This window comes from Pedobacter nototheniae (assembly GCF_032678625.1).
Classification (GTDB): Bacteria; Bacteroidota; Bacteroidia; order Sphingobacteriales; family Sphingobacteriaceae; genus Pedobacter; species Pedobacter nototheniae_A.
The window spans coordinates 64,747-90,919 of the sequence record NZ_JAVTSO010000005.1 but is presented as its reverse complement, the minus strand read 5'-3'; the positions used below and the strand labels follow the sequence as shown (position 1 = coordinate 90,919).

Annotated in this window: 24 protein-coding genes, 4 tRNA genes and 1 pseudogene; 18 read left to right on the top strand and 11 right to left on the bottom strand. The window is 37.8% G+C overall.

Annotated elements, in window-relative coordinates; all coding sequences use genetic code 11:
* Positions 1 to 8 precede the first annotated feature (8 nt).
* The 3 genes and pseudogenes from R2Q77_RS15275 to blaB1PEDO all read left to right on the top strand — a co-directional run.
* Positions 9 to 608, top strand: a pseudogene (locus tag R2Q77_RS15275) (short chain dehydrogenase); the annotation flags it as partial.
* Positions 609 to 670: 62 nt separating this feature from the next.
* Positions 671 to 1,183 carry a GNAT family N-acetyltransferase gene (locus R2Q77_RS15270; RefSeq protein ID WP_316804591.1) on the top strand — a complete coding sequence of 171 codons (513 nt, stop codon included), beginning with the start codon at positions 671 to 673 and terminating at the stop codon, positions 1,181 to 1,183.
* 7 nt (positions 1,184 to 1,190) lie between these two features.
* On the top strand, positions 1,191 to 1,904 hold the full coding sequence (blaB1PEDO, locus tag R2Q77_RS15265; protein ID WP_316804590.1) for a PEDO-3 family subclass B1 metallo-beta-lactamase: 714 nt from the start codon (positions 1,191 to 1,193) through the stop codon (positions 1,902 to 1,904).
* Here the strand turns inward: blaB1PEDO and R2Q77_RS15260 are convergent.
* The 3 genes from R2Q77_RS15260 to era all read right to left on the bottom strand — a co-directional run bounded on the left by R2Q77_RS15260 (position 1,901) and on the right by era (position 5,562).
* On the bottom strand, positions 1,901 to 2,410 hold the full coding sequence (locus R2Q77_RS15260; protein WP_316804589.1) for a GNAT family N-acetyltransferase: 510 nt from the start codon (positions 2,408 to 2,410) through the stop codon (positions 1,901 to 1,903). The genes blaB1PEDO and R2Q77_RS15260 overlap by 4 nt on opposite strands.
* Positions 2,411 to 3,240: 830 nt before the next feature.
* Positions 3,241 to 4,542, bottom strand: coding sequence for a ribosome biogenesis GTPase Der (gene der / locus R2Q77_RS15255; protein WP_316804588.1), 1,302 nt, complete (start codon positions 4,540 to 4,542; stop codon positions 3,241 to 3,243).
* A gap of 117 nt (positions 4,543 to 4,659) precedes the next feature.
* Positions 4,660 to 5,562 (bottom strand): GTPase Era, encoded by a 903-nt coding sequence (gene era / locus R2Q77_RS15250; RefSeq protein WP_316804587.1) that lies wholly within the window; start codon positions 5,560 to 5,562, stop codon positions 4,660 to 4,662.
* A gap of 113 nt (positions 5,563 to 5,675) precedes the next feature.
* Between era and R2Q77_RS15245 the strand changes: the two genes are divergently transcribed.
* From R2Q77_RS15245 to R2Q77_RS15210, 8 genes are all read left to right on the top strand, one after another.
* Positions 5,676 to 5,751 (top strand) — tRNA-Met (locus R2Q77_RS15245).
* Positions 5,752 to 5,781: 30 nt separating this feature from the next.
* Positions 5,782 to 5,853: transfer RNA gene (locus R2Q77_RS15240), tRNA-Glu, on the top strand.
* Positions 5,854 to 6,347: 494 nt separating this feature from the next.
* On the top strand, positions 6,348 to 7,508 hold the full coding sequence (locus R2Q77_RS15235) for an efflux RND transporter periplasmic adaptor subunit (protein ID WP_316804586.1): 1,161 nt from the start codon (positions 6,348 to 6,350) through the stop codon (positions 7,506 to 7,508).
* Positions 7,509 to 7,511: 3 nt separating this feature from the next.
* Entirely contained in the window at positions 7,512 to 10,670 is a 3,159-nt protein-coding gene (locus R2Q77_RS15230) for an efflux RND transporter permease subunit (RefSeq protein WP_316804585.1), read from the top strand.
* A gap of 12 nt (positions 10,671 to 10,682) precedes the next feature.
* Positions 10,683 to 12,068: a TolC family protein gene (locus tag R2Q77_RS15225; RefSeq protein ID WP_316804584.1), complete on the top strand. Its 1,386-nt coding sequence runs from the start codon at positions 10,683 to 10,685 to the stop codon at positions 12,066 to 12,068.
* Between the two features lie 260 nt (positions 12,069 to 12,328).
* Positions 12,329 to 13,174 carry an alpha/beta hydrolase gene (locus R2Q77_RS15220; protein WP_316804583.1) on the top strand — a complete coding sequence of 282 codons (846 nt, stop codon included), beginning with the start codon at positions 12,329 to 12,331 and terminating at the stop codon, positions 13,172 to 13,174.
* 118 nt (positions 13,175 to 13,292) lie between these two features.
* Positions 13,293 to 13,368: transfer RNA gene (locus tag R2Q77_RS15215), tRNA-Met, on the top strand.
* Positions 13,369 to 13,398: 30 nt separating this feature from the next.
* Positions 13,399 to 13,470, top strand: a tRNA-Glu gene (locus tag R2Q77_RS15210).
* A 253-nt stretch (positions 13,471 to 13,723) separates the two neighbouring features.
* On the opposite strand, the gene R2Q77_RS15205 is transcribed toward R2Q77_RS15210, so the two are convergent.
* Positions 13,724 to 14,104 (bottom strand): VOC family protein, encoded by a 381-nt coding sequence (locus tag R2Q77_RS15205; protein WP_316804582.1) that lies wholly within the window; start codon positions 14,102 to 14,104, stop codon positions 13,724 to 13,726.
* 227 nt (positions 14,105 to 14,331) lie between these two features.
* On the opposite strand from R2Q77_RS15205, the gene R2Q77_RS15200 reads away from it, so the two are divergent.
* The gene (locus tag R2Q77_RS15200; RefSeq protein ID WP_038696638.1) at positions 14,332 to 14,556 is read left to right on the top strand and encodes a CDGSH iron-sulfur domain-containing protein; all 225 of its coding nucleotides are present in this window, start codon (positions 14,332 to 14,334) and stop codon (positions 14,554 to 14,556) included.
* Positions 14,557 to 14,620: 64 nt separating this feature from the next.
* On the opposite strand, the gene R2Q77_RS15195 is transcribed toward R2Q77_RS15200, so the two are convergent.
* Positions 14,621 to 14,917, bottom strand: a complete 297-nt coding sequence (locus tag R2Q77_RS15195) for a Dabb family protein (protein ID WP_316804581.1) — start codon at positions 14,915 to 14,917, stop codon at positions 14,621 to 14,623.
* A 46-nt stretch (positions 14,918 to 14,963) separates the two neighbouring features.
* Positions 14,964 to 15,806 carry an AraC family transcriptional regulator gene (locus tag R2Q77_RS15190; protein ID WP_316804580.1) on the bottom strand — a complete coding sequence of 281 codons (843 nt, stop codon included), beginning with the start codon at positions 15,804 to 15,806 and terminating at the stop codon, positions 14,964 to 14,966.
* Positions 15,807 to 15,894: 88 nt separating this feature from the next.
* On the opposite strand from R2Q77_RS15190, the gene R2Q77_RS15185 reads away from it, so the two are divergent.
* A complete protein-coding gene (locus R2Q77_RS15185; RefSeq protein WP_316804579.1) occupies positions 15,895 to 16,833 on the top strand; it encodes an NADP-dependent oxidoreductase in 939 nt (312 codons plus the stop codon).
* Positions 16,834 to 16,990: 157 nt separating this feature from the next.
* Here R2Q77_RS15185 and R2Q77_RS15180 read toward each other — a convergent pair whose 3' ends face one another.
* Positions 16,991 to 17,791 (bottom strand): AraC family transcriptional regulator, encoded by an 801-nt coding sequence (locus R2Q77_RS15180; RefSeq protein ID WP_316804578.1) that lies wholly within the window; start codon positions 17,789 to 17,791, stop codon positions 16,991 to 16,993.
* A 112-nt stretch (positions 17,792 to 17,903) separates the two neighbouring features.
* Positions 17,904 to 18,779, bottom strand: a complete 876-nt coding sequence (locus R2Q77_RS15175; RefSeq protein ID WP_316804577.1) for an oxidoreductase — start codon at positions 18,777 to 18,779, stop codon at positions 17,904 to 17,906.
* 195 nt (positions 18,780 to 18,974) lie between these two features.
* Between R2Q77_RS15175 and R2Q77_RS15170 the strand changes: the two genes are divergently transcribed.
* From R2Q77_RS15170 to R2Q77_RS15155, 4 genes are all read left to right on the top strand, one after another.
* A complete protein-coding gene (locus tag R2Q77_RS15170) occupies positions 18,975 to 19,406 on the top strand; it encodes a MarR family winged helix-turn-helix transcriptional regulator (protein WP_316804576.1) in 432 nt (143 codons plus the stop codon).
* Positions 19,407 to 19,413: 7 nt separating this feature from the next.
* Positions 19,414 to 20,673, top strand: a complete 1,260-nt coding sequence (locus R2Q77_RS15165; RefSeq protein WP_316804575.1) for an MFS transporter — start codon at positions 19,414 to 19,416, stop codon at positions 20,671 to 20,673.
* Positions 20,674 to 20,687: 14 nt separating this feature from the next.
* Positions 20,688 to 21,254: an isochorismatase family protein gene (locus tag R2Q77_RS15160; protein WP_316804574.1), complete on the top strand. Its 567-nt coding sequence runs from the start codon at positions 20,688 to 20,690 to the stop codon at positions 21,252 to 21,254.
* 182 nt (positions 21,255 to 21,436) lie between these two features.
* Positions 21,437 to 21,838 carry a helix-turn-helix domain-containing protein gene (locus R2Q77_RS15155; RefSeq protein WP_316804573.1) on the top strand — a complete coding sequence of 134 codons (402 nt, stop codon included), beginning with the start codon at positions 21,437 to 21,439 and terminating at the stop codon, positions 21,836 to 21,838.
* Position 21,839: 1 nt separating this feature from the next.
* Here R2Q77_RS15155 and R2Q77_RS15150 read toward each other — a convergent pair whose 3' ends face one another.
* Positions 21,840 to 22,937 carry a serine hydrolase domain-containing protein gene (locus tag R2Q77_RS15150; protein ID WP_316804572.1) on the bottom strand — a complete coding sequence of 366 codons (1,098 nt, stop codon included), beginning with the start codon at positions 22,935 to 22,937 and terminating at the stop codon, positions 21,840 to 21,842.
* 92 nt (positions 22,938 to 23,029) lie between these two features.
* On the opposite strand from R2Q77_RS15150, the gene R2Q77_RS15145 reads away from it, so the two are divergent.
* A complete protein-coding gene (locus tag R2Q77_RS15145) occupies positions 23,030 to 23,497 on the top strand; it encodes a hypothetical protein (RefSeq protein ID WP_316804571.1) in 468 nt (155 codons plus the stop codon).
* A 313-nt stretch (positions 23,498 to 23,810) separates the two neighbouring features.
* Here the strand turns inward: R2Q77_RS15145 and R2Q77_RS15140 are convergent, their stop codons facing one another.
* Both R2Q77_RS15140 and R2Q77_RS15135 read right to left on the bottom strand, forming a co-directional pair.
* Complete coding sequence (locus R2Q77_RS15140; RefSeq protein ID WP_316804570.1) at positions 23,811 to 24,689, bottom strand: glycoside hydrolase family 16 protein; 879 nt, start codon at positions 24,687 to 24,689, stop codon at positions 23,811 to 23,813.
* 70 nt (positions 24,690 to 24,759) lie between these two features.
* Positions 24,760 to 26,163, bottom strand: coding sequence for a PKD domain-containing protein (locus R2Q77_RS15135; RefSeq protein WP_316804569.1), 1,404 nt, complete (start codon positions 26,161 to 26,163; stop codon positions 24,760 to 24,762).
* Positions 26,164 to 26,173 lie beyond the last annotated feature (10 nt).

Genomic DNA, 26,173 nt, shown 5'->3' with positions numbered 1-26,173 from the left:
AATCTTCTGATATGAAAATAATTATAGTGGGTGCTACAGGTACACTTGGCAAAAAAGTTTCAGATGCCTTTGCACAAAAGCATGAAGTTGTTCGGGTAGGCAATACACATGGTGATGTACAGGTAGACATTACAAATGAAACTTCAATTAAAGCAATGTTTGACAAAATAGGTGCATTTGATGCACTCATCAGTACATCAGGAAGTGCCCCCTTTGCGGGTATACAAGAAATGACAGGCGAAAAATTTAGGGAAGGCCTGTTAGATAAACTGCTGGGGCAAATTAACCTGGTATTAATTGGCCAGCATTACATTAATAAAGGTGGTTCGTTCAGTTTAACATCCGGAATTCTTTCCGATCATCCTGTTGCAGCAGGCATAGCCCTGAGCACCATAAATGGCGGGTTAAATTCTTTTGTTTATGCTGCCTCAGCTGAACTGGAAAATGGCGTTCGAATTAATGCCATTAGTCCAAACGTTGTGGAAGATTCTCCTGCTTACTTCGATTCTTTTCCTGGCGAAATTCCGGTAACGATGGAAAAAGTGGTTAAAGCTTTTGAAAAAAGTGTGTTAGGCATTATTAGCGGCCAGGTAATTAAAGTTTATTAATCGCCAAAATAAAGAACTATAAATGCCGGTAATTTGTATTTTAGGGTACAGATTACCGGTTAATGAATATGATAGAAAGCGAACGCCTCATTTTACAGCCTCTTAAGCACCATCAGCTTTTAAAATACATCCGGGATGATCATTCGCTGGAAAAGGAACTTAAGCTTAAACCCACCATAAAAAACATTTCTCGCCAGCTTCAAAAAGATTTAAAGGAAAGTGTTTTACCCAATATCCACGATGAGGATAAAAATTACTTATACGATACGCTTTGGATCATTATATCCAAACAGGAACACGCTATAGTGGGCGATATTTCTTTTGTAGGCAAACCAGATCAGGACGGCGAAATACAAATAGGTTATGGAACTTACGAAGCATACAGGGGAAAGGGTTTTATGACTGAGGCCGTTAAAATAATTATAGAATGGGCCAAAGTACAACCATCGGTAAAATCCATTTTCGCTACAACTACAAAAGTTAATGTGGCTTCGTATTCTATCCTTGAAAAGAATAACTTTGTACCTATTGGCGAGGTTGACGGTATGTTAAGCTGGCAAATTCTACTTAAATAAAAACGACATGAAATCCCTGCTTACCTTTCTATTGGCCATAATTTTCACCAGTGCTTTTGCTCAGAATCCAAAATTAAAAATCAAACACATCACTGGCAACTTATACAGCTATAAGACCTACAACAACTATAAAGGAACATTAATAGATGCAAATGCAGTATATTTAGTTACACCAAAAGGCGTGGTGGTAATTGATGCTCCATGGGATCCTACAGAATTTCAGCCCTTTTTAGATAGCATCTGGATCAAACACCATCAAAAAGTGGTACTGGATATCGCAACGCATTCACATGGCGATCGTGCAGGCGGCCTAGCATTTTTTAAATCTAAAGGAATTAAAACATACACCAGCACAGCGACAGACCAAATATTAAAAAAGAATAAAGAACCGAGAGCGCAGTTTACCTTTTCAAAAGACACCACATTTACGGTAGGCAATTATAAAATAAACACCTATTACGCCGGCGCAGGACATACAAAAGACAACCTGGTTATTTGGTTTGGAAAAGACAAAGTACTTTTTGGGGGATGCCTGGTAAAAAGTGTTGAATCTAAAGATTTAGGATATATAGGCGAGGCAGATTTACCTGCATGGCCAAAATCGATTAGTAAACTCAAGCAAAAATACCCGGACTTAAAATATTTAGTGACCGGCCACGAAGCGTGGAATGGTAAGGAAAGTTTGGATTATACGCTTGATTTGTTAAAGAAAAAAAGCTAAAGTTTAATTTCGAAAAGGTTTAGGCTAATGCCTTCATAATGTTTTGGCAATCCTTCCGATTCCGACATATTTACGGTACCTGCAAAATCAAAACCGCAGCCGGTGTAATATTCGAGCAGTTTTTCATTGTCTGCCCAGGTATCCATGCGAATAAATTTAAGTTCATTTTCTGCTGAATACTTTTTAGCCCATTTTATGATTTGTTTTACAAAAGAATAACCTCTAAATGATGGATGGGTTACAATTCTGTGAATATAAATGGCATCATGATCCCGATCTCCCCAAATTAGCTGATCGTTAAAAGTTACTGCAAATACACAAGCCACAGTGCCATCTATCAGCATTTTATATTGACGATTTTCGTCTATCTCAGTTTGTATCAGTGCGCGGCTAAAACCTTGCCAGTGCTTATTAAACACCTTCTTCTGATGAGCAATAGCCATATCGTAAAAATCGAAAATGAGATCAATATCGCTTGTCTGGCTATTTTTAACCTCTAATTGCATTTGACAAAGGTAAGCGTATTTTTACTATAACTTTAACCTGTTACAACTAATCACTACCTCAAATTTGTGTGCCCTATAACTCTTTATCACCTTAAACATATAAGATCATCTTACCTATGCTTGCTAATCCTTTTTTGAACTAAAAAACCTAGGTGCGCTTAGGTGTCTTAGGTAGTCAAAAATTTAGTTTATTCCCAAAATTTATAAGCACATAATCCTTTACCACCTTAGACATATAAGATCATCTTAGATATGCTTGCTAATCCTTTTTTGAACTAAAAAACTTAGGTGCGCTTAGGTGTCTTAGGTGGTCCAAAAATTTAGTCTATTCCCAAAATTTATAAGCACATAATCCTTTACCACCTTAGACATATAAGATCATCTTAGATATGCTTGCTAATCCTTTTTTGAACTAAAAAACTTAGGTGCGCTTAGGTGTCTTAGGTAGTCCAAAAATTTAGTTTATTCTCAAAATTTATACACTACATAATCCTTACCACGTTAAACGTATAAGATCATCTTAGATATGCTTGCTAATCCTTTTTTGAACTAAAAAACTTAGGTGCGCTTAGGTGTCTTAGGTGGTCCAAAAATTTAGTGTATTACCCAAATTTATAAGCACATAATCCTTTACCACCTTTAGACATATAAGATCATCTTAGATACGCTTGCTCTCTTCTTTTTTGAACTAAAAAACTTAGCTGCACTTAGGTGCCTTAGGGGTCCAAAAATTTAGTTTATTCTCAAAATTTATACACTACAAACAAAAACAGGATTACATTTTTCTAAAATGCAACCCTGTTTCTAAATAATTTGTTTTAACCTTAAATTTATTTTTGTCTGAAGAAAATCTGAATAGGTGACCCAGAAAAATCAAAATTTTCTCTCAATTTATTTTCTATAAAACGCTTGTACGGATCTTTAATATATTGCGGGAGATTACAGAAAAATGCAAACATTGGCGAGGTAGCATTAATTTGAGTGATGTACTTAATTTTAATATGCTTACCTTTTAATGCCGGCGGTGGAAATTTCTCAATCAATGGTAACATTACATCGTTTAACTTCGATGTTGGAATTTTCTTACCACGATTTTTATAAACTTCTAAAGCAGCTTCTATTGCTTTAAAAATACGTTGTTTGTTTAATACCGAAGTAAAGATAATTGGCACATCAGTGAAAGGGCGAATACGTTCCTGAATTTGCTCTTCAAAAGCTTTCATGGTTTGCGTATTTTTTTCGATCAAATCCCATTTGTTAACCAAAATAACGATACCTTTTTTATTTTTTTCTGCGAGGTGAAAAATATTAATATCCTGACTTTCGATACCTTCCTGTGCATCAATCATTAATACCACTACATCCGCTTCTTCCAAGGCCTTAATGGTACGCATAACCGAGTAAAATTCAAGATTTTCTTTAACCTTGGTTTTTTTACGTAAACCTGCTGTATCAATCAGCATAAACTCATGGCCAAACTGATTGTAATGAATTTTTATCGAATCGCGTGTTGTACCTGCATTAGCCGTTACGATATTTCGTTCTTTACCAACTAAAGCATTTACTAAAGACGATTTACCTACATTAGGACGACCGGCAATAGTAATTTTAGGCAAAGCATTTTCTTCTTCAGGAATATCTTCGAAGTGCTTGATTACTTCATCCAAAAGCTCACCGGTTCCAGAACCTGTCATCGATGAAAGCGGGAAAACCTCACCTAAACCAAAGCCATAAAAAGTACTGATTTCACTGTGTAAGGCTGTATTATCAACTTTATTTGCCGTTACAAAAACAGGCTTATTACTACGGCGAAGTACCTGGGCAATGTCATCATCTAAATCGGTGATGCCTGTTGTTACATCTACCATAAAAATCAATACGCTCGCTTCTTCAATAGCAATCATTACCTGCTCGCGGATTGCAGCTTCGTAAACATCTTCTGAATTGGCTACATAACCACCAGTATCAATTACTGTAAATTGTCTGTCTGTCCATTCACCAACACCATAATGCCTATCGCGGGTTACTCCGCTCATATCATCTACAATAGCTTTACGGCTTTCGGTTAATCTGTTAAAAAGGGTCGATTTGCCGACATTCGGCCTGCCTACAATGGCGATAATATTACTCATGGATTGGTATTGTTGGAACGTTGCTGTGTTGAAACGTTATACTGTGTGTATTAATTAATTTTTAAATAATGAAGGCACCGTTGTAGCCGTTCATCTCTTTTTTTTGCAAATTTACGCTTAATTATCGTAACCAAAGCTTTTTAAGTAATTCTTCTTACTTCTCCAGTCAGGAATTACCTTAACAAACATCTCCAGAAATACTTTATTACCTAAAAACTTTTCAATTTCCAGCCTGGCTTCTGTACCTACTTTTTTAAGCATTTTACCTGCTGTTCCAATTAAGATATTTTTCTGAGAATCGCGCTCTACTACGATTTCAGCAGTAATTCTAATCATTAAATCGCCTGGTTTTCCTGAACGAAGTTCTTCCTCTTTAAAGCTCTTTACAATTACTTCAGTACTGTAAGGAATTTCTTTCTGATAATTCAGGAATATTTTTTCACGGATAATTTCAGAAACAAAGAAACGCTCTGAGCGATCCGTATACTCTTCTTTATCATAATATGGCGGGTGTTCGGGCAACATACTCAAAACCTGGTCAAGTAAGCCGTCTACATTATGTTTATGCAGTGCAGATATTGCGTAAATGGCAACCGGATTTAATTTCTCCTGCCAATAAGCAATTTTTTCATCTACCTGTTCCTGTAAAGCTTTATCTATTTTATTAATAAGTACAATAGTCGGAATATCACGGTTTAATAATTTCTCTAAAACATCCTCCTCATCATGCTGTTCATTGATGTCAGTCACAAATAAAAGCACGTCTGCATCGGTTAAAGATCCATTAACAAAGCTCATCATACTCTCTTGCAAGCTGTATTTAGGCTTAATTATACCCGGAGTATCAGAAAAAACAATCTGATAATCTTCTTCATTCACAATCCCTAAAATGCGATGTCTTGTGGTTTGAGCCTTAGGCGTTATGATGCTAAGCCGCTCTCCTACAAGCACATTCATAAGGGTAGATTTACCAACATTTGGCTTACCTATTATACTTACAAAACCTGCTTTATGCGCCATTAAAATATTTTTTAAAAAAAATTTGCAGTACAAAGAAACGAATTATATCTTTGCATTCCAATTCGGAAACAGCGTTAAGGATTTAACAAAAGATAAAAACGAATGGTATAGAGTGCGGGGTGGAGCAGTTGGTAGCTCGTCGGGCTCATAACCCGAAGGTCGCACGTTCGAGTCGTGTCCCCGCTACCAAAAGAGTTGAAAGACACTCTGATATTTAATGGCCCGTTCGTCTAGGGGTGAGGACGCCAGATTTTCATTCTGGAAACAGGGGTTCGATTCCCCTACGGGCTACTTAACTTCTAATCGAAGTATTAAAACCCTGCAAACGATATGTATTGCAGGGTTTTCTCATTTATATTAATTCTAAAACATTTAATTTGATCAAAAACGATCTATTCTGGGGGTAATTTAACCCAGATTTTCTCTTAGTATACAGCAAAAAAAACTTTTTAGTTGATTTGAGCACTTCACAAAAAATTATCTTACTGTTTGATTAACAAATTATATAACACCAAATAAAATTGTTCAAAAAATCGGTAAAATTATCAGGTTTAGGATTCAAGAATTGGTAATAATGCAAAAAATCAATTCATTAAAGGGCTGAAACAATTGCACTACGAAGATCGATTACTGCTCTTAAACAATCATTTATAATAAAATTGACACTGTAATTGATTTCTAATAAATTAACATAAAACATTTACAATTTTTATTGCATAATAGAGTATAAGATTTTTTATATTAGGTAAGTCTAATTTCTTTGGCATTTTCTATTTTACATAGGCATGGATATGATCAAAAAAGCTTCTATTCTTTTTCTCTCCTTCGCATTATTTTCGTGTAGCGAAAAAAACAAACAAACTAAAGATAAACCTGATGAAAGTTATCAGGTATTAACCTTAACCCCAAGAAAAGTTATTGTTTACACCGATTTCCCTACCACCATACAAGGAGAAAATATTGTAGATATAAAACCAATGGTTTCGGGCTATCTTCAGGATATCTATGTGCAAGAAGGTGCTAATGTAACCAAAGGGCAATTGTTATTTCGTATTAAAAACCCACAGTACGAACAAGACATAATTACCGCAAAAGGTGCCATAAAAATTGCCGAAGCCAATGTAAATACTGCGCGCATGAATGTGGAAAAGGTTAAACCACTTGTAGAGCAGGAAATTGTAAGCAAATATCAGCTAAATGCTGCATTGTATACCTTAGAATCAGAACAGGCTGCTTTATCACAAGCAAAGGCAACACTTACAAATGCCCAAACCAATGAGGGTTATACAATTATCCGAAGTCCGCAGAATGGCACTATTGGACTTATCCCCTATAAAATAGGCGCATTGGTAAGCAGCACCACTGCAGATCCGCTAACGACCCTGGCCAATACCAAAAATGTATTTGCTTATTTTTCAGTAAACGAAAAGCAACTGCTCAATTTTATGGAGCATGTAAATGGCAATACCATTACCGAAAAACTGAGCCATATGCCTGCGGTTACGCTGGTACTGGCAAATGGAACCGTTTATCCAGGAAAAGGAAAACTCGAAACAGCCAGCGGCGGTGTAGATAGCAATACGGGCACAGCAACCTTTAAAGCCACATTTAGCAACGAAATGAGCATTATCCAAAGCGGATCGAGTGCTACTGTTCGGATACCAAAAGATGTAGACAGCGCCGTGATGGTACCACAAACCGCAATATACCAATTGCAAGATAAATCTTTTGTATATAAAGTAGGGAATGATAATAAGGTACTGAGCACCGTTGTTACCACATCGCCCACCAATGATGGAAATTTTGTGGTGATAACCAGTGGTGTAAAAGCCGGAGATAAGGTTTTGCTAAACGGACTTAACATTAACGACAATACTGTAATAAAACCCTTGCCTACTAATGCAGATAGCATTTACCGCACCATGAATACCACCTCTAAGCCATAAATTATGCTAAAGCTATTTATAAGAAGGCCAGTACTCAGTACGGTAATTTCTGTAATTATTGTAGTGTTAGGCATTTTAGGCCTAAGTAGTTTACCAGTAGCTCAATACCCTGACATAGCCCCGCCTACCATCCAGGTATCTGCATCTTACCCGGGCGCAAATACAACCACATTAATTAACAGTGTGATATTTCCGCTGGAGCAACAAATTAACGGGGTACAGGGAATGGCCTACATGACCTCTTCTGCAAGCAATACTGGCTCGGCCAGTATAAGTGTATATTTTTCGGTTGGTGTAGACCCGGATGAAGCAGCTGTAGATGTTCAGAATAGAATTAGTACTGTTTTATCTAAGTTGCCCCAGGCGGTAACGCAGGCGGGGGTAACGGTAAGAAAACAACAAAATAGCAATGTTTTAATTGTTGGATTGTATAGCGATGGTAAACAATACGATCAAAAGTTTTTACAAAACTATGCGGCCATCAACCTGGTGCCACAGCTGCAAAGAGCTAATGGAGTGGGTGGCGCCAGTATATTTGGAGGGGCAATGACTTATGCCATGCGCATCTGGTTGCAACCAGATAAAATGGCTGCATACGGATTAGTACCTGCTGATATTACAACAGCATTAAACTCACAAAACTTTAATGCTGCCCCCGGTAAAGTGGGCGACAACGGAAGCCAGGCTTTTCAATACGACATTACCTATTCCGGCACGCTGGTTTCGCTGGAACAGTTTCAAAATGTAGTGGTTAAATCAAAAGGTAATGGCGAATACCTCTATTTAAAAGATGTGGCAAATATCGAGCTTGGCACCCAAACCTACACCAGTGCCACCAACATTAATGGCAAACCCGCAGTAGCGATTGCCATTAGTCAAACACCTGGCTCTAACGCTCAACAGGTAATTGTAGGTGCCCAAAAGGTAATGGCCGATGCAGGAAAAACTTTTCCATCGGGTGTTAAAGCAATAGAATTGGTAAACATTAATAATTTCCTTGGCGAAAGCATTAATAAGGTATTGCATACGCTGGTAGAATGTTTTCTATTGGTATTTTTGGTTATTCTTATTTTTCTGCAGGATGTACGGTCAACCATTATTCACGGCGTATCGGTACCGGTTGCCATTATAGGAACCTTTTTCTTTTTATACATATTTGGGTACAGCTTAAACCTGCTTACCTTGTTTGCTGTGGTACTGGCCATTGGCATTGTGGTAGATGATGCTGTGGTTGTGGTAGAAGCCGTGCACAGCAAACTCGAAAATGGCTACACATCATCGCGCAAAGCAGCTATTGATGCCATGGGCGAAATTGCACCAGCCATTATTTCCATTACTCTGGTAATGGCTTCCGTATTTTTACCGGTAACATTTCTGGGTGGTTCTGCAGGCGTTTTCTATAAACAATTTGGCATTACACTGGCCATTGCCATTATGATTTCTGCAGTAAATGCACTTACCCTTAGTCCGGCTTTAGCTGCAATGTTTTTGCGCCCGCCCAAGCATGCCGAAGAAAAGACAAAAGTAGGTTTATTGCAAAAGTTCAAAAATGGCTTTAACTCAGGCTATGATAAACTGGTGAATAAGTATACCAATTGGGTAAGCTTTCTCATCAAAAGAAAATGGCTTACGCCTTTATTGGTATTGCTTTTTGGCGGACTGTTTTATTTCATGATCAAAAGTGTGGCTTCCAGTTTTGTCCCCGCTGAAGATATGGGAACGATATATGTAAATGTTACCTTGCCCGCAGCGGCCACCAAAGAAAGAGTGCAAGCCATCAATAAACAAATAGATAGCATTGCACACACCATCCCACAGATACAGGCATCAATGACCACTTTGGGTCAAAATCAATTGGGTGGCAGCGGAAGTTCTTACGGCATGTTAATTTTGCGCCTTATACCTTGGAGCAACCGGCCTGGCGTAACCGATAAAAATGTGATACAGCAGTTAATACAAAAAACCAAATATATAAAAGGTGCTTCTATCAATTTTATGCAACAGCCTACTATTAGTGGGTTTGGCACCAGCGGCGGTTTTACATTTCAGATTGAAGACCGGGGCGGTCACAGCATCAGTCAATTTTACAACGTTTCACAAAAGTTTCTTGCTACATTAAATAAAAGAAGCGAAATCCAGTACGCAGCCACCGCATTCAATCCTAATTTTCCACAGTATGAAGTGGATGTAAATGTTGCCAAGTGCAAAGATAATGGGGTACTGCCTTCAGATATCCTTAACCTGATGAGTGTGTATTATGGCAGTTCGTACGTCAGTAATTTTACCGAGTTTGGCCAACAATACCAGATTATACTGCAAGCAGATACAGCTTACAGGGGTACCATTGAACAAATGAACAATATAAAAATACGCAACAGCAGTAATACCATGTCGCCGATTTCGGAATACATTACAATGAAAAAAGTCTTCGGCCCTTCTTCGGTGGCCCGCTTTAATATGTACAACGCAATTTCGATCAGTGGCTCGCCCAATGATGGTTACAGCACCGGGCAATCCATACAGGCAATTAATGAGGTTGCCGCAAGTTCTTTACCGCCAGGGTACAGTTTTGAATATAGCGGCATAAGTAAAGAAGAACAAAGTACGGGATCGCAGGCAACCATTGTTTTTGTACTCAGTCTTTGTTTTGTTTACCTGCTTTTAAGCGCTTTGTACGAAAGTTATATCCTGCCTTTGGCTGTACTCCTAACATTACCGGTTGGCTTAAGTGGCATATTTGTTTTTGCTAAATTATTTGGTGTGGATAATAATATTTACGTGCAGATATGTATGATTATGTTAATAGGCTTATTGGCTAAAAATGCCATTTTAATGGTCGAGTTTGCTTTAGAAAAAAGGCGGGCGGGCATGGACTTAATAGAAAGTGCATTGGCTGGTGCCAGAATTAGAATAAGACCAATCCTGATGACCTCATTAGCCTTTATTTTTGGTTTAACGCCCTTAATGTTTTCTTCTGGTGTAGGTGCCAACGGCAACCAGTCTATAGGTATTGGCTCAATCGGGGGCATGCTGTTTGGCACCCTGTTTGGTGTTTTTGTAATACCAGGATTATATGTGTTTTTTCAGGGTTTGCAAGAAAAAATGGGCACCAATAAATATGATGAAAACGACGAATTGATTGTGGAGCATAAAAATAAATGATATTGTAAATGTATGGTGTCTTTAAATAAAAAATATCTTCTTTTTGTACTGGTTATAAGCCTTTCGGCTATGTTATTTGGCTGCAGTATTTCTAAACCATTTGCGACCAAACAAGCCATTCCTGATGGTTTATATGGAGATAAGCGTACCGATTCCAGCAACATGGCAACACTGTCATGGCGGGAGATTTTTAAAGATTCTTTACTACAGCAACTCATTGCCGAAGGCATAAACAACAACCTTGACCTTAAAACCGCTACAGCTAATTTAAAAGTTGCAGAGGCTAATTTTGCACAAAGTAAACAAGCATTTCTTCCCTCACTGTCTGGAAATGCATCAGCCGGAGGCTACCATCCTGCCGATGGACAAAGCACCAATACACAATTGTATCAGCTTTATGCACTTTCTTCATGGCAGGTAGATATATGGGGCAAATTAAGCAGTACAAAAAGAGCTGCTTATGCATCTTATCTTGCCAGCGAAGCTTATAAACAAGCCGTGCAAACGCAGTTAGTAGCAGATATTGCAAGCGCTTATTATCAATTACTGGCTTACGATGAGCAATTGAATATTATCCAGCAGTCTCTAATAAGTTATTCTACTGATACCGCCACCATGCGTAAATTGAAAAATAGCGATGTAGTGACAGGTGCCGCAGTGGTGCAAAGTGCTGCAAACTATTTTGCCGTTCGTTCTACCATGCCCGACATTAAAAACAGCATCCGCCAATCAGAAAATGCATTATGTTTATTACTGGGCAGAACGTCAGGCTCAATTAAACGAAGTTCGCTTTTAAAAGAACAGGTTTACAGCGGCTTGGCCATTGGCTTACCAGCGCAACTGCTTGCCAACCGGCCCGATGTAAAGGAAGCTGAACTACAGCTCCGCAGTTATTTCGAACAGATTAATGTGGCCCAAACGTATTTCTACCCCGCCTTAACCATAACCGGCGAAGCAGGTTTATACGGTTCACAGTTAAAGTCGTTTTTTGATGCAGGTGCTTTTTTCGCCAATGTAATAGGTGGCTTAACACAGCCAATTTTTAATAACGGCTTAAATAAACAAAGATTAAAAGTGGCAAAAGCAAATTACGAAGCCGCTGAATATAATTACAGCAAGGCTTTGCTCACCGCTGGCAACGAAGTTTCTAACGCCCTTTATCAATATCAAATGGTAGAGGAAAAAGCACTATCAAGAAAAGAACAGATTGCAAATCTCGAAAAAGCAGTTCGGTTTACTAAAGAATTGCTAAAATATACAAGCACCACCAATTATACCGATGTACTCACATCTGAGCAAAATCTTTTATCGGCCAAGCAAAATGCCATTACTGATAGGCTACAGCAACTACAATCTGTTGTAAGTTTGTATGCTGCTTTAGGTGGTGGATGGAAATGATTTCAGGCATCGATATTTCAAGTTTGTTTAACACCAACTTCTATTTTATCATTTGTTTAAATCCTTAAAAACCCTGCGCAACTTCGTTTATAAATTCAAATTCCTGGCTTCTGTTTTTTAATCTTGAAATCAAAAATCATGAACAAATTGAATAAACAAAATCCGAACAATATTATTTTAATTTGCCAACCAAAGCAATTGTCAATTTTCATCATTGGTAACCAAACAATTTTCAGGCAACAACAAAATAACATTTGGACATGACTGAACCAGAAACCACTCGCAACAAATCCATTTCTTTGGATGTTGATTTTATTCTTAAAAGAAATCATGTTAATATTATTGGTAAAGGCACTAAGTTTATCCTTTTTGCACACGGTTTTGGTTGCGATCAAAGCAGCTGGAAATTTATCAGTGATGCTTTTATAGATGACTATAAACTTATTCTGTTTGATTACGTTGGATCGGGCAAATCGGACATTAGCCAGTACGATTACCACAAGTATTCTACCCTCGAAGGTTACGCCTGTGATGTGGTTGATATTATCAATGCACTAAACCTAACAGATATTATTTTTATCGGCCATTCGGTAAGCAGTATGATTGGAATGATTGCCGCTTTACAAATGCCTGAAGTTTTCGATAAACTTATTTTTATTGGCCCTTCACCCAAATACCTAAACGAGAAAGAATATTTTGGAGGCTTTGAAACAAAGGAAGTAGAATCTTTATTCAATTTTATGGCCGAAGATTATATTGGATGGACTAAAGCCATGCCTCCATCTGTTATGGGTAATTTATCAAGACCCGAACTTGCAGATTTTTTACAGGAAAGTTTTGAGGCCATGGATCCTAAAATTGCTTTGGCTTTTGCAATGACTACTTTTAACTGCGACTACAGGAACCAGCTTAAAGACTTGAAAGTACCCAGCCTTACCGTTCAAAGCAAGGAGGATGTTATTTCTCCTATTTCAACCGGAGAATATATAAAAGAGAACATGCCACTCAATTCTTTACATCTACTTAATGCAACCGGGCATTATCCGCACATTAGTGAACCAAAAGAAACTGTGCTGGCTATCAAGGCTTTCATTAATAACCAGTAAAAAACTTTATCTTTTTCACTTAATATCTTTGCATGTTTAAAAAATAATTCTACCTTTGCATTCCCATTCGGAAACAGCGTTAAGGATTTAACAAAAGATAAAAACGAATGGTATAGAGTGCGGGGTGGAGCAGTTGGTAGCTCGTCGGGCTCATAACCCGAAGGTCGCACGTTCGAGTCGTGTCCCCGCTACCAAAAGAGTTGAAAGACACTCTAATATTTAATGGCCCGTTCGTCTAGGGGTGAGGACGCCAGATTTTCATTCTGGAAACAGGGGTTCGATTCCCCTACGGGCTACAATAGCAATTAAACCACTTGAAAAATCAAGTGGTTTTTTTATTGACCATCAATTTTATTAAAGTGTGTTACTTTTCTTAAATCACGCCCTCAACGATTCCTTTTATATTAAAAGAATAAATCCAAATCATTGATTAACTGCAACCAAAGACTCGAACATACGCCGGCAGGATAGATTGATGCCTGCCCATTCTTATTAAATAGGATAACGGCTAAAGCGGTGAACGTTCAGGCTTAACTATGATTAGTTTTTCTAATCATCTTTTGGTTCCCAAAGCTCAATAATATTTCCTTCCGGATCGAGTATATGAATAAATTTGCCGTATTCATACTCCGTAATCTCATCCACTATCGTTACGTTTTCTTTCTTTAGTTCTTCCACCAGTTCAACCATATTTTCTACGCGGTAATTAATCATAAATGGCTTAACTGATGGCTTAAAATTTTCAGAAGTTTGGGGAAATGTGCACCAGGATGTAGATCCCTTTTTCGACGGATCATCATCTTCACGCCATTCAAAGGTTGCGCCATAATCACCTGTGTCTAATCCAAGGTTTTTAGTATACCATTCGTTCATATTTTTAGGGTTATCACATTTAAAAAATACGCCGCCAATACCTGTTACTTTTTTCATATTTAAATTTATAAGGTTAAAAAGTGATATAAAAATCATTCATTACATGCATAATAAATATATTAAAAAATAAATTAACACCACTTATACTTATTTACGCTTTGCGTAATTTTTGAGTGTATTGAAAGTCGTTTTTGCTTTGCAATAGAAGAATGTATCTAAATAGAAATGAGATTCCTTTGTTCCGATCCATTATTTTAGTTTTGCTCTACTAACAAAACAAATTTATGTCAAAAACAAAACTTACGATTAACAATAACGGATCGGTGAAAATCGAAGGTGATTTTGAAATCGTTGATCGCAACGGAGATGCATATGGATTACAAGGAAGAACAGTTCTTTCCATTTGCAGATGTGGCCTTTCGAAAAACAAGCCTTTTTGTGATGGTGCACACAATGGTCATTTTGAGCATGAAGCCATTGCTTTTGATTTGCCTCCTAAAAAAGTTTAATAAAATGCTTAACTAATCCTGTAAACATCAAAAAAGTAGATCTGATGTTTACAGGATGAATTATTTATTGGGCATCGTAAATAATTACCTTTTCAAACAATTCGCGAAATTCATCTAAAAAGGCCTTATGTACCGGGTGTACCTGATAAACATCATGTGCGGCAAGATCTTCAAAAAACAACACTAGGCTAAAGGTATAGGTAGTATCTACCACAGCACGCTCAATTGGCGCTGGCGTTCCGATATGGAAAGTTTTAACTACTTCGATATTTTCTAAGGTTTGCAAGCCATTACGAAAAGCATTTTTTTGTTCAGCATTGGTATCGGCTTTTAGCCAGAATAAAACATGGTGTGAAATCATTTCTGTATATTTTTTTTCCAAATATAATCAAAGTCAATAAGCCTGGTTAGGATATACGCACCATTTTCCGATAAGCTTTAGGGCTGTTGCCTTTTTGTTTTTTAAAGAATTTATTAAAATGGCTCTCATCTGTAAAACCAAATTCGCCAGCAATTTCATTTAAACGTTTATCACTAAACTGCAAACGATGCTCAATTAACCTGGTTTTATAATTGGTTATGTATTGCTGCAGCGTTTCGCTGGCATGCTTTTTAAAATACCGACCGAAGTAAGCTCCTGATATATTAAAATGGTTACTAATTTTCTCGGCTTTAAGTTTTTCAGGGTAATAAATATTGCTTTGGATATATTGCAGAATATCCATTGCTTTTTCTTCAGCACCCATGTTTACCTGCTCTGGAAGGTATTTGGCAATATTCCTGGCTACAACAATGATCAGGGTGTTGACCAGTTGCTGCACCAGTTCTTTATTGTACAAATCTTTTGTGGTGTATTCCTGAAGGATAGCATCCACTATAGACTGCACCAAAGCTTTATCTCCAAGATTTTTAAGAATGCAACCCGGTTGGTGGTTGGCGTTATGAAGAATAAATTCGAGCCTTTTAATATTTTCCGTTAACAATGCACTGTTCTTTAGGTAAATATCGTTAAAGCGAAGAAAGAAAAATGTAGTTGTGGTTTCAATATCAAACGAATGGCAATCATCAGGTGTTATTAAAAACAGGTGCCCGGTACGGTAACAAAAACTATTTTTATTGATACATTGTTTTCCTGTACCGGCAATGATATAAACAAGCTCAAAGAAATTGTGCTGATGACCTTCTTTACCGCAGTCATCAATGGTTTTACTTACTATGGTAAAGGGTTCGTAAAGGTTTTCTTTTAACATGACGTAAAAATACCAAATTATAGAAATATTATACCGTTTATTTTGTTTTTATTGGTATAATTTTGACTTATAATTTAATGATAAAAAAATGAAAGCAATTATTTTAAAAGGTTTTGGAGGTGTAGAAAACTTCGTAACCACTGATATAGAAGTTCCTGTACCTAAAGAAAATGAAGTACTGGTGCAAACAAAATCAATAAGTGTTAATCCGGTTGATGCTAAAACGAGGGCTGGTAAAGGCAGGGCAAGCTTTTATAAAGATGTTGATCCAATTATTCTGGGCTGGGACATTTCGGGTGTTGTAGCCGAGGTGGGTTCGAAAGTAACAAAATTTAAAAAGGGAGATGAAGTTTTTGGGATGATTGACTTTCCCGGACTTGGAAAGGCTTATGCGGAGTATGCCGTTGCGCCTGCCGAACATTTAGCTTTTAAGCCTTCAAACATTAATCACGAAGAAGCTGCAGCTGCAACTTTAGCGGCACTAACCGCATATAAAGCTTTACAATTGCTGGAGCTTAAAAAAGGTGAAAAAATACTCATCCATTCAGCAGCCGGAGGTGTTGGACATTATGCTGTACAAATTGCAAAGCATATTGGTGCACATGTAACCGGAACGGCCTCTGAAAAAAACCGCAGCCTTGTAAAAGAATTGGGTGCTGACGATTTTATCGATTATACATCGCAGAAACTTGTTGATGCCACATCAGGCATTGATAAAGTATTAGACGCCATTGGTGGCGAAAACATAGACCTCTCTTTGGAAGTGATGAAACCTGGTGGAATTATATTAAGTATGCCATCAGGAAAAAACGATGAAGTTGTAGAAAAAGCTGCTGCAAAGGGCATGAAGGGATTGACGATGATGGTAAATTCTAACGATCACCACATCGATCAAATAGCCTCTTTTCTCGAACAAGGAATTTTAAAATCAATAATTTTTAAAACCTATTCATTGGATCAAATACCGGAGGCTCATTTACAAATTGAAAGTGGTTGCACAGCTGGTAAAATTATTATAAACCTATAGCCGTTTATCAGTCTTATTAAATTTATTCCGGCATCACTAAAACATGCCTGATCCAGGCATAAAAAGTTTTATCTGGTGTTTAAATGGCTTCTCAATATTTAATATTAAACCCGTTTTATAACCTAAAACGGGTTTAATTATTTTTGATCTAAATTTTCTAAACCAATCTGGAAGGTGCAATGCCATAAGCCTTTTTAAAAGCGAAAGAAAAGTGAGAAAAATCTTTAAAACCGACCTCGAGGTAAACCTCCGAAGATTTCCAGCCTTTTTCCTTAATCAGGTAATAGGCATCGCCGAGTCTTTTATGCTGCAGCCAGCGGTTTGGTGAAGTATTATAAATTTTTTCAAAATCTCTTTTAAAAGTAGCCAGGCTTCTTCCGGTGAGGTATGCAAAGCGGTTAATATCGACATTAAATTTATAATTGGCATTCATGTAAGCTTCCAGGTCTATTTTACCAGGCTCACTAAAATCAAAAAGAACGTCTTTTAAAATCGGCTTTATTTGAAGCAGAATAATCACGGCTTCTTTTACTTTTAAATCAATCAATGCCTGATTAAAAGCATTTTCCCCATCTAAATAAGGCTTTATAGAATCAATATAGTTTTTCAGTAAGGCACTGGGTTCAAGCGCCAAGCCAGTAATATTGGCATTTGGTTTTTCCATCTGCCAATTGTACTCATTACTTATCGCGCGTAAAATATCCTGATCCATTGTTATGCTAACCGACTTATATTCACCTCCTGCCGGAGGATATTTCGTATATCGAGCCAGTTGGTTCCTTCTAAAAAACCGAAAATCGCCATCACTATACACAAATTTTTCATCTCCAATGGAAATTTCTGAGGTACCCGAAATAACCAGGCCCAAAGAATGGTTGTGTATAAATTGTTCGCCCTCACTACTTTTTTGCGAATAACAGGAATACAAAATATTAGGTCTTTTATTCTCTTTCTGCATGTTAATCTAATTTAAGAATTAAAACCCAGGTCATTAACGGAAAATCCGGGCAAATCGTTAAATACTTTTAAGGGGCTAAAAAACACTAATTTAAAAGGAGCATTTTAATTTTTTATCTTTTAGTAAAAGATTTACCTAATGCCGTATTCAAAAAATCCTGAGCATCATCATGATCGGTTGATAAACTTACGTCCATCCACTTCTCCATCTCGGCTGTCCTGGTCTCATCGGCATGTTTCAACATTCCAACAGCTTCGCTACCCAGCACCAGGTGTATGGGTGGCTCAGGGATTTCAACCAAATTGAGCATCACCTTTGCAGCTTTATCCGGATCGCCCATAGGAACAAAACCTCCGCTTTTAAAAAATTCAGCTCGTTGTTCTACTGTTTCATAACCCTCAACAGATGGAGCATAAGTCATAGAATCACCAGCCCAATCGGTACGAAAGCCACCAGGTTCAACACTGGTTACATAAATGCCCAAATCAACCACTTCTTTTGCCAAGGCCTCGCTAAAACCACTCAATCCAAATTTTGCTGCCTGGTAAATGCTTATACCAGCATTACCTACCCTACCCCCTACGGAGCTAATCTGGAGAATACGGCCAGATTTCTGTTTCCGCATAAAAGGCAATACGGCCCTGGTAATGTCAATTGGTGCGTATAAATTAGTTTCCAGCTGACTGCGGACCTGCTCATGAGTAAATGCTTCTGTTGCACCAACAATTCCAAAACCAGCATTGTTAACCAAAACATCAATCTTGCCAAAATGTTCAATTGCCAATGCTACTGCCGAATGTATTTCGCTATAATTTGTTACATCCAGTTTAACCGGAAAAATCTGATCCTCAAATTCTTCTTTTAAGTCGTTTAATGCCTCAATGTTCCTTGCTGTAGCCACTACCTGATCTCCTTTTGCCAATACCGCTTTTGTTAAACTACGTCCCAATCCTCGGGAACTGCCTGTTATAAACCAAACTTTTTTCATGATTTCTATTTTTTTATACCCTCAAAATTAGTTTGTTTCAGCACGCAAAGCTTTGTTAAAAAGCTCAATTTATTTTGTTATGAAGCTCATCTTACCTGCAATTTAACAGGTGAATGTAAATTATTTAATTCCTGTTTAAAATATAAATTGAAGCCGTATATTTGTAAGGTAAACTTATAAGATTTACTTACTAAAATGGATTTGAAACACAGCCATAAAATTGCGGCACAGTTGCGACCGGTTTTAACAAGACTGGTTAGAAAAATGCGAAAACTATCTCCTGTTAATACGGTGCTTTCGCAAACCGAACGCTCTGTTCTGGTTTTACTTGAAAACCAGCAATTTCTTTCTGCTGAACTTGCGGTAATTGAAAAAATAACACCACAATCTATGGGCGCCGTATTAAAGCACCTGGATGGATTGAATTTAATTGAAAGAACGCCTTCAGAAACTGACAAGCGTAAAGTATACATTTCGATCTCTGAAACTGGAAAAGAAATTATCCGGCAGGTTAGAAATGAGCGCGATGAATGGCTTAGCAAAGCCATTGCAGAAGTTTGTACAGAAAAAGAACAAGAAGCAATCCTGGCCGCAATTGGCCCATTATCTAAACTCGTCGATTTTTAAACACACTATGAAAATCAGCACTTTTAATGCTTTTAAAAGCAGAAATTACAGGCTTTACTTTGGCGGCCAATCCATTTCCCTGATCGGAACATGGATGCAAAAAACTGCCGTAAGCTGGGTGGTTTACTCAGAAACACACTCTAAATTTATGCTGGGTTTAACCTTGTTTGCAAGCCTATTCCCTTCATTTATATTTTCTTTTATTGGTGGCGTGGCATCAGATCGGTATAGCCGTTACAAGTTATTGTTAACCACGCAGATTGCCTCCATGATTCAGGCTGTTTTATTAACTTTACTTATTTTTTTCAGGCATTATTCTGTTTGGGAAATTATTGCACTAAGTGCTTTACTGGGCTTAATTAATGCTTTTGATGTTCCGGCCAGGCAATCTTTAGTGTATGAAATGGTTGATGACAAAGCGGATTTACCAAATGCACTGGCGCTTAACTCCTCCATGGTTAATTTATCGAGGCTTATTGGTCCGGGCCTTGCGGGCCTGGCTTTAGAGAAATTCGGTTACGACATTTGTTTTGGTTTAAACGCCGTTAGTTTTATTGCAGTTATCGGCTCTTTATTAATGATGAAACTACCGAAATATGTTGCAAAACCACATACAAAAAATGTAATAGGCGAATTGAAAGAGGGTTTTGCCTACATTAAAAGAACACCATCTATAGGGTTAATTTTAATTATGCTGGCTTTAATCAGTTTGATGGTTTTACCTTTCAGCACCCTGATTCCGGTATACGCCAAAGACATTTTTAAAGGAACGGCATCAACATTTGGTGTAATTGATAGCGTGATAGGCCTGGGTGCCTTTTCTGGTGCGATATTTTTAGCTTCGTTAAAACCTGGCAGAAACCTCAGAAAAATCCTCGCCATCAATACCTTGATTTTTGGCATAGGTTTAATTCTATTCTCGCACAGTACTTATTATCCAATCGCCCTGGTTGTTGCCACTATATCTGGTTTCGGCATGATGTCGCAAATCACCATTAGTAATACCTTAATACAAACTACTGTTGATCCTGCTATGCGCGGGCGTGTAATTAGTTTTTATGCAATGGCATTCTTTGGCATGCAGCCTTTAGGTGGTTTATTAGTTGGCGGGGTTTCACAATGGATTGGCACACCCGATACGGTATTAATAGAAGGTATTATAGCCTTAATTATTGGTGGATTTCTTTTCAGAAAACTAAGGAAAGATGAAATTAAAAACACCAAAATAACAACGCTCCCGCAGCAAATTGAATTGGAAAAAATATAATTAAATCAAAAAATATGGTTACTTCATTAGATAAAAACACAGCATTGGTTTTAATCGATCTTCAAAAAGGAATTGTAAACTTTCCTTTGGCAAAACCTGTTCATGAGGTTTTAGAAAAAGCAAGCCAATTGGTTTCCGCTTTCAGAGAAGCAGGCTTACCCATTGTAGTTGTAAATGTTGACCCTACCCATTCGCCGTTAAATGAGCTGCGTAAAGATGCTCCATCAAGGGCTATGACTTTTCCAGATGAATGGTATGAAATTACACCGGAAATTAAAACCATAAGCGAAGATATTTTCATTACCAAATCCATCTGGAATGCTTTTACCAATCCGAATTTAGATGCCGAACTAAAAAAGAGAAAAGTTACCGGAATAGTCATTGCAGGTGTATCAACCAGTATAGGCGTTGAAGGAACGGCAAGAAATGCGAGTGAACTTGGTTATAATTTAACCTTCGCCAGAGATGCGATGGCAGATACCATTGCCAGTGCGCACGAACATAGTATCCAAATTATTTTCCCAAGGCTGGGCGAGGTTGATGATACAGAGAAAATTATTCAAAAATTAGCTGAACTTTAGCTCGAAAAAATTCCCAGTCGGTTTGATGTTTAATGACCGGGATTAAAAAACTGATCTCCTAATTTTGATTGTTTTGCCTTCATGCTTTTTTTTGCAAAAACATAAGTACATTTACTATCCAAAAGATATTAGTATCCCAAAGGATAGTAGCATCCTTTAAGAAAGCTGTGTAATTTTGTACTATGAGAAAAGGAAAAGAATACCACAACAAAGAAACCTGTACTGCAAGTCTTAACGCCGTAAAAGATGCACTTTATGTATTGAACGGTAAGTGGAAACTCCCTTTGATTATTTCCTTGCAGGATGGGCCTAAACGTTTCAACGAAATTCAGAAATCGCTTGGCGAAATTACACCCAAAATTTTATCCAAGGAATTGAAAGACCTTGAATTGAATGAATTTGTAGTGCGACAGGTATTTTCTACAACGCCGGTTACCATAACTTACGAGCTTACGCTTTATAGCGAAACGTTGGAAAAGGTTATTGAAGAATTAAGAAACTGGGGATTACAACATCGCGAAAGGCTGGTGACCAACAGAAGAAAGATACAAAAAACTGAAGGGGCTATTTTAGCAACCGCTTAATTTATAGAACCTCATCAACCAAAGCTTTAATTTCTTTATAGTTTTCGTTGCGTCCTTTATTATTCAGGTAAAAAGCCATCAAAATACCTGCTGTTTTGTTTTTATTGTCTACCCAAGGAAAAGTACCAAATAAACCCGGACTGGTTACTGTACCGTTAATGTTTTTATCGGTTCCTTTTTCCATAATCCATTCGCCGTAACCATAACCAAAATTACCGGCCTCGCCTGGTGCATAAGCAATTTTCACATCTGCGGTTATCCTGTTAACCTGCATTTGGGCCACACTGTTTTCTGATAAAATTCTTTTCCCGTTAAATAGCCCTTTATTTAATATCATTCGCATAAAATTCATATAATCGTTTGGTGTACTGCTTGCGCCACCGGCAGGCAGGGCAACCTTTCCATAACCAAAATCGGTATTTTTCATTTCCAAAGGTTTGGCAATCCGCTCTGAAAAAAGTGTTTCGAAACGCTCGCCACTAATTTTTTCGATTACTGCACCCGCAATTTGCAAACCTGTATTGCTGTACCTAAATACTTTACCAGGCTTACCTTCTACAGGTAGTAATGCTATCTTTTCGATGGCCTCGTCCATATTGTTTAAATTTTTAATCTCATTCAGACTTTCCTTTAAACCAGGCGATTTTATACCGGTTAAATGAGACAGACAATCGCTAATGGTAATATTGCCCTTACCATTTTTAGAAAGCACGGGAAGAAATTTTCCTACAGTATCCGTTAGCTTTAATTTGCCTTCGTCAACAAAAGTCATAACCAATGCGGCGCTTAACCATTTACTACAGCTTGCAATCTGTTGTTGGGTGGTTATGGTATACTCGTTCAGGTTAGCTGCTTTACCCTGCAGCTTTGCAAAATAATTTACAACTGTACGGTTCTTTATATCCATTTTACTTACGCCATGATTGTACACCATTTTACCGTTTTTATAAACAAGCAAATAAACCCTTCCTCCCATTTCATCTGCATGGTTACTAAGCCATGAATCTATTTTAGCCGTGTTTTGCTGTGCCTTTGCTTGCAGTACGAAGGAGAAAATTAAGGCAAATAGAAAAATGATTTTAGTGTTGGATGATTTCATATCCTTGTGACAGACAAAGTGGTTAAAAGTTTAAATCTCTGATGTACATGATTATCTGTAATATCGGCTATCTTTGAGGAAATTTAAAATCGATGGCGGTATTACATAAAAAAGAAGAAAAAATTCAGGCAGTGCTGGGTAGGTTGCCTAAAAAATACACACACGAGCAATTTGTAGAGCTTTTTATCAAACTTTACTCTAAAGACTGGGGTAAAATTAAATCTGCATATATCAAACAATCGCAGGATAAAGAACCGGGAACGATTATTAATATGCCTAAACCGGATGTTTATTTAAAACAAATTTTAACTTCTTATTTGCAACAGGCTGATGAGCCAAAAGCTGTGGCAAAAGAAATTGTAGCAGAAGTTGAACCTGTTGTTGAGGTTAAAAAAGCTAAAGCACCGGCAAAAAAGAAAGTCGAAGTAGTAGCAGAAGAAGCGAGTGAAGTTAAAAAACCAAAAGCTCCAGCCAAGAAAAAAGCTGAAAAAGAGCAAGTTGATACAACCGAGGTTAAAAAACCAAAAGCTGCGGTAAAAAAGGCTGCAGAAAAAAAATAAAAATAATTACATCTGTATATACTAAATCGAATTTACAAGCGTCTATATATACGAGAGCGTTAATTTAGATGACGGGGATAGGTCGGTATGATTTATCCCCGTTCTTTTTAAAAGAAATTTTAATTAGAATAAAAATAATTGCATCCGTGTATACTAAATCGAATTTATAAGCGTCTATATATACGAGAGCGTTAATTTAGATGACGGGGATAGGTCGGTATGATTTATCCCCGTTCTTTTTAAAAGTTTTTTTTTCACAAAAAAAGCCGCAAATTTCTTCGCGACTTTCACAATTAACCTATTTTGTATGTCGTTATTTTTCAATCATTTTGTAATAACGAACATAATCGACTTCCATTTTCTGCGGCCAGATGCTATCATCAATCCCTTGTGCCCCGCCCCAATCGCCACCAACTGCAACATTTAGCAAAAGATGGAAACGCTTATCAAAAGGCCAAACCTTATACCCTGTACCTTCGTTGGTAAATTCAAAAACTTTAACATCATCGTAATAACCACGAACCGCAAAAGGTGTCCAGTCTACCCTGTACAAATGGAATGCTGTACTTGCCCCATCAATCTTTTTGGTTATCGTTTTTTGAGTATTAATTTTAAAATAATAGGCTTCGGTATGGGTAGTAAAATGTACGTTATCCTGATCGTAGCCTACATGCTCCATAATATCAATTTCTCCTGATTTTGGCCAATCGCCATAAGTTCTGTCGGTTGGCAACATCCAGATTGCAGGCCAGGTTCCTCTGCCGGAAGGTAATTTGGCTTTAATTTCAAAACGGCCATAAAGCACGTCCAGTTTACCTCTGGTTACCATACGCGATGAGGTATAGGCCATGCCACCCATATCCTCTTTCTTAGCGGTAATGGTTAATTTTCCATCGGCTACACTTGCATTATTTGTGGTACTGGTATAAAACTCCTTCTCGTTATTGCCCCAACCACTACCACCGGTATCATAATCCCAGTTAGACGTGAGTGGTGCCCCGGTATTGCTAAATTCGTCGCTCCAGGAAGGCGTACTTTCAAAAGTCCAGTTTTTTTCAACTGGCGTTGTTGTTTCTGGCGGAACGTACACGGGGCCGTCATCTGTTTTTTTAGAACAGCTGCTTATTCCAATTACCGCAATTGCCAGCGCGGCCATAATTTCTTTCCTGAAGTACTTTACTGAATCTGTCATTATAATTAAATTTTAAAAAGAAAGTTTGGGCCATTGCCCAAACCTCTTTTGAATGAAGGAGCGTATACGATTATTTAAATTCGAAATCGTCTATATAAAACAACCCGGCATTTGGATGGCCTTCGCCGCCCAGCTGCACAACAATTTTATCGTATAAAGTTTCTGTTGAAAAGGCTGAAAAATCAAACTCAAGCTGAATCCAGCGATCAAAGGTTGTGATGGTTTTAACCACCTCCTTTTGTGTTTGCCACGAATTTCCGCCCAATAATGAATTTTGAAGTTTAACCGATACCGTTGGAGGCACTAAGGTAAAATCATTACCACTCGAGAAGAAAACTTTTAAACGGATTTTATTTTTCGTGGTTAAATCAAAGCGGTATGGTAAAGTGCTTTGTAAATTTCCGTATTGATTATCTGCACCCGCCAACCGGCCATAATAGCCAACCTTAGCTGAAGTATTAATTGGAAAAGGTGATGGATTATCATAAGAACGTTTAAAGCTAATGTTCTCTGCAGTCCAGGTAATATTCTGTACCAAATCCAAATCATCACCCAAATCAGCAGCCTGCAATGGTTTTTGTACAACCGGCCTGGTAAATCCCTTTTTAATTAATTTTAAATACCATGCATTACCGGGATTTGCCTTATCCAAACAACGCAAAGACATTTCGTTTTCGGTTAAAGATAGAATCTGATATTGCGAAACACCAGTATAATAGCTAATAAACCCACCACCAGAAATGGTTAAATATTTAGTGCCGTTAACTTCGGTAATTAACCAGGTTAAGTTTGTAGGCGGTGTATAGTTAACCGTAGGATCAGACGCCCCGGTTGGCCCTCCAATACCTGGCGCATTGGCCGCATTTGCAAACGTGGTACCTTTGTTATCGTAAGTATATTTCAACCCGTTCATGTTAAAGGTCATTTCGTCATCGTAAAAACCAAGCCCATTTTTCTCATTAGGCCCGGCTTTATACCAACCTGGCTCTGTAGAACCATCGCCCGTTGCAGGCCCAACACCAAGATGGCCCAGTTGTGTTTGGTCAATAACCCAGGTAAAACCAGCTGTATTGGTTAAACCACCAGATAATGTTGTAAAAGCCGGATCGGTTAACATAGCCGGATTAGTTTGGGCAATAACAACGGTTTTGGTGCTTGATACATAACCTCCATCCGTTACAATGGTTAGTTTAACCGTATAGGTTCCGGCAAGTGGATAAGAAGCTGTTACCTGTGTACCATCGCCTGTATTCCCGTTTCCAAAATCCCAAATGGCTTTAAAACCGGGAGATTGATTTTCGAACGCTATGATATTGGCATTTGTTGCTGTTGGCGTAATGGTAAATTTCACCTGATCTGCTGTAGGCGGCGTACCAAGATCTCTGTTGTCATTTTTCTCACAAGCACTAATGGCCAGTAAGATGAGCAAGGCTAAAAACCCGGCTGTTTGTTTAATGATATAATTTAATTTCATGATATTTCTA